This window comes from Paraperibacillus esterisolvens (assembly GCF_046237625.1).
Lineage (GTDB): Bacteria > Bacillota > Bacilli > Bacillales > DSM-1321 > Paraperibacillus > Paraperibacillus esterisolvens.
In genome coordinates this window covers 88,076-95,000 of record NZ_CP143545.1, presented here as the reverse complement: position 1 = coordinate 95,000, position 6,925 = coordinate 88,076, and the positions used below count along the sequence as shown (strand labels likewise).

Sequence of the window (6,925 nt, the reverse complement as noted above, 5' to 3'; positions counted from 1 at the left end):
TCACCTGGTTTCGGGTCTACGACCTCATACTCATTCGCCCTATTCAGACTCGCTTTCGCTGCGGCTCCGTCTCATCAACTTAACCTTGCATGAAATCGTAACTCGCCGGTTCATTCTACAAAAGGCACGCCATCACCCGTTTCCCAAAAGGGACATAGGGCTCTGACTACTTGTAGGCACACGGTTTCAGGATCTCTTTCACTCCCCTTCCGGGGTGCTTTTCACCTTTCCCTCACGGTACTGGTTCACTATCGGTCACTAGGTAGTATTTAGCCTTGGGAGATGGTCCTCCCTGCTTCCGACGGGATTTCACGTGTCCCGCCGTACTCAGGATCCACTCTGGAGGGAACGAAGTTTCGACTACAGGGTTGTTACCTTCTTCGACGGACCTTTCCATGTCTCTTCGTCTACCCCGTTCCTTTGTAACTCCGTATAGAGTGTCCTACAACCCCGAAAGGCAAGCCTTTCGGTTTGGGCTACATTCCGTTTCGCTCGCCGCTACTTGGGAAATCGCATTTGCTTTCTGTTCCTCCGGGTACTTAGATGTTTCAGTTCCCCGGGTCTGCCTCCATCACCCTATGAATTCAGGTGAAGGTACTGTTCCATTACGAACAGTGGGTTTCCCCATTCGGAAATCTCCGGATCAAAGCTTACTTACAGCTCCCCGAAGCATATCGGTGTTAGTCCCGTCCTTCATCGGCTCCTAGTGCCAAGGCATTCACCGTGCGCCCTTTCTAACTTAACCATAAATCCGGCTGACGATAAGCTTCGTTCTTCTTCGTCAGTTCACTCGTTCACATCCTCACGTACGTAAAGTACGCTCCGGTGTTCACTCGATCGCTTCCTCGAATAACTCGCTCCTCCTCAGCCTCTGAAGGCCGGAGAAGTTTCGCTTCATCATCGAACCATAATAAAACAATAAAACTTAACTCGGTTTATTACTCGATGCGGTAAAATGACGCAAATCATTTTTGCCTTATATTGTTATCTAGTTTTCAAAGAACGATGAAAATAAATGATAAACGCCGCTCTTCTTCGTCAGCTTCACTCATTCACATCCTCATGTACGTGAAGTACACTCCGGTGTTCATTCGTTAAAGCTTCCTCGAATAGCCCGCTTCTAATTTATTTTCAGGTTTTGAAGGAATGCTCCCTCAAAACTGAACGAAACAAGATCGCTTTTTCCTTAGAAAGGAGGTGATCCAGCCGCACCTTCCGATACGGCTACCTTGTTACGACTTCACCCCAATCATCTGTCCCACCTTAGGCGGCTGGCTCCATAAAGGTTACCCCACCGACTTCGGGTGTTACAAACTCTCGTGGTGTGACGGGCGGTGTGTACAAGGCCCGGGAACGTATTCACCGCGGCATGCTGATCCGCGATTACTAGCGATTCCGGCTTCATGCAGGCGAGTTGCAGCCTGCAATCCGAACTGAGAATGGCTTTATGGGATTCGCTCGGCCTCGCGGCTTTGCTGCCCTTTGTACCATCCATTGTAGCACGTGTGTAGCCCAGGTCATAAGGGGCATGATGATTTGACGTCATCCCCACCTTCCTCCGGTTTGTCACCGGCAGTCACCTTAGAGTGCCCAACTGAATGCTGGCAACTAAGATCAAGGGTTGCGCTCGTTGCGGGACTTAACCCAACATCTCACGACACGAGCTGACGACAACCATGCACCACCTGTCACTCTGTCCCCCGAAGGGGAACGTCCTATCTCTAGGAGTGTCAGAGGATGTCAAGACCTGGTAAGGTTCTTCGCGTTGCTTCGAATTAAACCACATGCTCCACCGCTTGTGCGGGCCCCCGTCAATTCCTTTGAGTTTCAGCCTTGCGGCCGTACTCCCCAGGCGGAGTGCTTAATGCGTTAGCTGCAGCACTAAAGGGCGGAAACCCTCTAACACTTAGCACTCATCGTTTACGGCGTGGACTACCAGGGTATCTAATCCTGTTCGCTCCCCACGCTTTCGCGCCTCAGCGTCAGTTACAGACCAGAGAGTCGCCTTCGCCACTGGTGTTCCTCCACATCTCTACGCATTTCACCGCTACACGTGGAATTCCACTCTCCTCTTCTGCACTCAAGTCTCCCAGTTTCCAATGACCCTCCACGGTTGAGCCGTGGGCTTTCACATCAGACTTAAAAGACCGCCTGCGCGCGCTTTACGCCCAATAAATCCGGACAACGCTTGCCACCTACGTATTACCGCGGCTGCTGGCACGTAGTTAGCCGTGGCTTTCTGGCCAGGTACCGTCAAGGTGCCATCAGTTACTATGGCACTTGTTCTTCCCTGACAACAGAGTTTTACGATCCGAAAACCTTCTTCACTCACGCGGCGTTGCTCCGTCAGACTTTCGTCCATTGCGGAAGATTCCCTACTGCTGCCTCCCGTAGGAGTCTGGGCCGTGTCTCAGTCCCAGTGTGGCCGATCACCCTCTCAGGTCGGCTACGCATCGTGGCCTTGGTGAGCCGTTACCCCACCAACTAGCTAATGCGCCGCGGGCCCATCCTTGAGTGACAGCCGAAACCGTCTTTCCTCTTTCCCTCATGTGAGGGAAAGACCTATCCGGTATTAGCTCCGGTTTCCCGAAGTTATCCCGATCTCAAGGGCAGGTTGCCCACGTGTTACTCACCCGTCCGCCGCTGACTTCAGGGAGCAAGCTCCCATCCATCCGCTCGACTTGCATGTATTAGGCACGCCGCCAGCGTTCGTCCTGAGCCAGGATCAAACTCTCCGAAAAGTGTTCGATATAGCTCATAAAGTTTAAAACTTGTTTTGTTTACTTCCATATAGGAAGTAACTGGCGTCTTGTTTCGTTCAGTTTTCAAAGAACAATCTTTGGTGGAGCCTAGCGGGATCGAACCGCTGACCTCCTGCGTGCAAGGCAGGCGCTCTCCCAGCTGAGCTAAGGCCCCGAAGTAAAAAAGGAATGGTCGGGAAGACAGGATTCGAACCTGCGACCCCTTGGTCCCAAACCAAGTGCTCTACCAAGCTGAGCTACTTCCCGTATATATGGCGCGCCCGAAAGGAGTCGAACCCATAACCTTCTGATCCGTAGTCAGACGCTCTATCCAATTGAGCTACGGGCGCAATTTGTATTTATGGTGCCGAGGACCGGAATCGAACCGGTACGGTAGTCACCTACCGCAGGATTTTAAGTCCTGTGCGTCTGCCAGTTCCGCCACCCCGGCGTGAAAAAGACTGGAGCGGAAGACGGGATTCGAACCCGCGACCCCAACCTTGGCAAGGTTGTATTCTACCACTGAACTACTTCCGCAAGACAAAAGTGCGGGTGAAGGGAGTCGAACCCCCACGCCGTAAGGCGCTAGATCCTAAGTCTAGTGCGTCTGCCAATTCCGCCACACCCGCATGTTATTAAGAAAAGATGGTGAGCCATGAAGGATTCGAACCTTCGACCCTCTGATTAAAAGTCAGATGCTCTACCGGCTGAGCTAATGGCTCGCTCAAGTAAAATTGAGAACTTTATTAATCAGCAGCAAAATCTATTGTACTGCTGCTCACATAAAGATACAAGAGGTAAAAAATGGTGCCGGCAAGAGGACTTGAACCCCCAACCTACTGATTACAAGTCAGTTGCTCTACCAATTGAGCTACACCGGCACAGAAAGGATATATGGTGGAGGATGACGGGATCGAACCGCCGACCCTCTGCTTGTAAGGCAGATGCTCTCCCAGCTGAGCTAATCCTCCATATAATAACCTGCCCGGCAGCGTCCTACTCTCACAGGGGGAGAGCCCCCAACTACCATCGGCGCTAAAGAGCTTAACTTCCGTGTTCGGGATGGGAACGGGTGTGGCCTCTTTGCCATAACTGCCAGACAGATATGAAGTAACTTTCGTTCCTTCAAAACTAGATAACAAAGGCTGATCTGCATTACGTTTTCGAGTATAAACAAGATAGGTTAAGTCCTCGATCGATTAGTATCTGTCAGCTCCACGTGTCGCCACGCTTCCACCTCAGACCTATCTACCTGATCATCTTTCAGGGATCTTACTAGCTTGACGCTATGGGAAATCTCATCTTGAGGGGGGCTTCATGCTTAGATGCTTTCAGCACTTATCCCGTCCGCACATAGCTACCCAGCGATGCCTTTGGCAAGACAACTGGTACACCAGCGGTGCGTCCATCCCGGTCCTCTCGTACTAAGGACAGCTCCTCTCAAATTTCCTGCGCCCACGACGGATAGGGACCGAACTGTCTCACGACGTTCTGAACCCAGCTCGCGTACCGCTTTAATGGGCGAACAGCCCAACCCTTGGGACCGACTACAGCCCCAGGATGCGATGAGCCGACATCGAGGTGCCAAACCTCCCCGTCGATGTGGACTCTTGGGGGAGATAAGCCTGTTATCCCCGGGGTAGCTTTTATCCGTTGAGCGATGGCCCTTCCATGCGGAACCACCGGATCACTAAGCCCGACTTTCGTCCCTGCTCGACTTGTAGGTCTCGCAGTCAAGCTCCCTTGTGCCTTTACACTCTGCGAATGATTTCCAACCATTCTGAGGGAACCTTTGGGCGCCTCCGTTACTCTTTAGGAGGCGACCGCCCCAGTCAAACTGCCCGCCTGACACTGTCTCCCGCCCCGATAAGGGGCGCGGGTTAGAATTTCAATACAGCCAGGGTAGTATCCCACCGATGCCTCCACCGAAGCTGGCGCTCCGGCTTCAAAGGCTCCTACCTATCCTGTACAAGCTGTACCAAAATTCAATATCAGGCTGCAGTAAAGCTCCACGGGGTCTTTCCGTCCTGTCGCGGGTAACCTGCATCTTCACAGGTAGTATAATTTCACCGAGTCTCTCGTTGAGACAGTGCCCAGATCGTTACGCCTTTCGTGCGGGTCGGAACTTACCCGACAAGGAATTTCGCTACCTTAGGACCGTTATAGTTACGGCCGCCGTTTACTGGGGCTTCAGTTCAAAGCTTCGCTTGCGCTAACCTCTCCCCTTAACCTTCCAGCACCGGGCAGGCGTCAGCCCCTATACTTCGCCTTGCGGCTTCGCAGAGACCTGTGTTTTTGCTAAACAGTCGCCTGGGCCTATTCACTGCGGCTCATCCGGGCTATTCACCCAGATGAGCACCCCTTCTCCCGAAGTTACGGGGTCATTTTGCCGAGTTCCTTAACGAGAGTTCTCTCGCACACCTTAGGATTCTCTCCTCGCCTACCTGTGTCGGTTTGCGGTACGGGCACCCTTCATCTCGCTAGAGGCTTTTCTTGGCAGTGTGGAATCAGGAACTTCGGTACTAAATTTCCCTCGCCATCACAGCTCAGCTTATGTGAAAACGGGATTTGCCTCGTTTTCAGCCTAACTGCTTGGACGCGCTAATCCAACAGCGCGCTTACCCTATCCTACTGCGTCCCCCCATCGCTCAAACGATGAATAGGTGGTACAGGAATATCAACCTGTTGTCCATCGCCTACGCCTTTCGGCCTCGGCTTAGGTCCCGACTAACCCTGAGCGGACGAGCCTTCCTCAGGAAACCTTAGGCATTCGGTGGAAGGGATTCTCACCCTTCTTTCGCTACTCATACCGGCATTCTCACTTCTAAGCGCTCCACCAGTCCTTCCGGTCTGGCTTCTCAGCCCTTAGAACGCTCTCCTACCGCGGACACCCTAGGTGTCCACCCACAGCTTCGGTGATACGTTTAGCCCCGGTACATTTTCGGCGCAGAGTCACTCGACCAGTGAGCTATTACGCACTCTTTAAATGGTGGCTGCTTCTAAGCCAACATCCTGGTTGTCTAAGCAACTCCACATCCTTTTCCACTTAACGTATACTTTGGGACCTTAGCTGGTGGTCTGGGCTGTTTCCCTTTTGACTACGGATCTTATCACTCGCAGTCTGACTCCCAAGGAAAAGTCATTGGCATTCGGAGTTTGACTGAATTCGGTAACCCGAGATGGGCCCCTAGTCCAATCAGTGCTCTACCTCCAAGACTCTTAACACTTGAGGCTAGCCCTAAAGCTATTTCGGAGAGAACCAGCTATCTCCAGGTTCGATTGGAATTTCTCCGCTACCCACACCTCATCCCCGCACTTTTCAACGTGCGTGGGTTCGGGCCTCCATTCAGTGTTACCTGAACTTCACCCTGGACATGGGTAGATCACCTGGTTTCGGGTCTACGACCTCATACTCATTCGCCCTATTCAGACTCGCTTTCGCTGCGGCTCCGTCTCATCAACTTAACCTTGCATGAAATCGTAACTCGCCGGTTCATTCTACAAAAGGCACGCCATCACCCGTTTCCCAAAAGGGACATAGGGCTCTGACTACTTGTAGGCACACGGTTTCAGGATCTCTTTCACTCCCCTTCCGGGGTGCTTTTCACCTTTCCCTCACGGTACTGGTTCACTATCGGTCACTAGGTAGTATTTAGCCTTGGGAGATGGTCCTCCCTGCTTCCGACGGGATTTCACGTGTCCCGCCGTACTCAGGATCCACTCTGGAGGGAACGAAGTTTCGACTACAGGGTTGTTACCTTCTTCGACGGACCTTTCCATGTCTCTTCGTCTACCCCGTTCCTTTGTAACTCCGTATAGAGTGTCCTACAACCCCGAAAGGCAAGCCTTTCGGTTTGGGCTACATTCCGTTTCGCTCGCCGCTACTTGGGAAATCGCATTTGCTTTCTGTTCCTCCGGGTACTTAGATGTTTCAGTTCCCCGGGTCTGCCTCCATCACCCTATGAATTCAGGTGAAGGTACTGTTCCATTACGAACAGTGGGTTTCCCCATTCGGAAATCTCCGGATCAAAGCTTACTTACAGCTCCCCGAAGCATATCGGTGTTAGTCCCGTCCTTCATCGGCTCCTAGTGCCAAGGCATTCACCGTGCGCCCTTTCTAACTTAACCAATTCGGCTGATGTTCTTCCCCTAAGCCCGAAGGGCTGTCAGGTCTTGAATCATCG

At 52.3% G+C, this 6,925-nt stretch carries 9 tRNA genes and 4 rRNA genes (1 of these 13 only partly in view); all 13 read right to left on the bottom strand.

The window, feature by feature from the left end:
• Nucleotides 1-745, bottom strand: a 23S ribosomal RNA gene (locus V1501_RS00500); it reaches 2,204 nt to the left of the window's first position.
• Between the two features lie 445 nt (nucleotides 746-1,190).
• A 16S ribosomal RNA gene (locus tag V1501_RS00495) occupies nucleotides 1,191-2,741 on the bottom strand.
• A 99-nt stretch (nucleotides 2,742-2,840) separates the two neighbouring features.
• Nucleotides 2,841-2,916: transfer RNA gene (locus V1501_RS00490), tRNA-Ala, on the bottom strand.
• Nucleotides 2,917-2,931: 15 nt separating this feature from the next.
• Nucleotides 2,932-3,008 (bottom strand) — tRNA-Pro (locus V1501_RS00485).
• 6 nt (nucleotides 3,009-3,014) lie between these two features.
• A tRNA-Arg gene (locus tag V1501_RS00480) sits at nucleotides 3,015-3,091 on the bottom strand.
• Nucleotides 3,092-3,103: 12 nt separating this feature from the next.
• Nucleotides 3,104-3,192: transfer RNA gene (locus V1501_RS00475), tRNA-Leu, on the bottom strand.
• An 11-nt stretch (nucleotides 3,193-3,203) separates the two neighbouring features.
• Nucleotides 3,204-3,278: transfer RNA gene (locus V1501_RS00470), tRNA-Gly, on the bottom strand.
• Nucleotides 3,279-3,288: 10 nt separating this feature from the next.
• A tRNA-Leu gene (locus V1501_RS00465) sits at nucleotides 3,289-3,370 on the bottom strand.
• A gap of 17 nt (nucleotides 3,371-3,387) precedes the next feature.
• Nucleotides 3,388-3,463 (bottom strand) — tRNA-Lys (locus V1501_RS00460).
• An 83-nt stretch (nucleotides 3,464-3,546) separates the two neighbouring features.
• Nucleotides 3,547-3,622, bottom strand: a tRNA-Thr gene (locus V1501_RS00455).
• Nucleotides 3,623-3,636: 14 nt separating this feature from the next.
• A tRNA-Val gene (locus V1501_RS00450) sits at nucleotides 3,637-3,712 on the bottom strand.
• 12 nt (nucleotides 3,713-3,724) lie between these two features.
• Nucleotides 3,725-3,841, bottom strand: a 5S ribosomal RNA gene (gene rrf, locus V1501_RS00445).
• A gap of 79 nt (nucleotides 3,842-3,920) precedes the next feature.
• Nucleotides 3,921-6,869: ribosomal RNA gene (locus V1501_RS00440) — 23S ribosomal RNA — on the bottom strand.
• Together the 16S, 23S and 5S rRNA genes with 9 tRNA genes alongside form the textbook arrangement of a ribosomal RNA operon.
• Nucleotides 6,870-6,925: the final 56 nt, after the last annotated feature.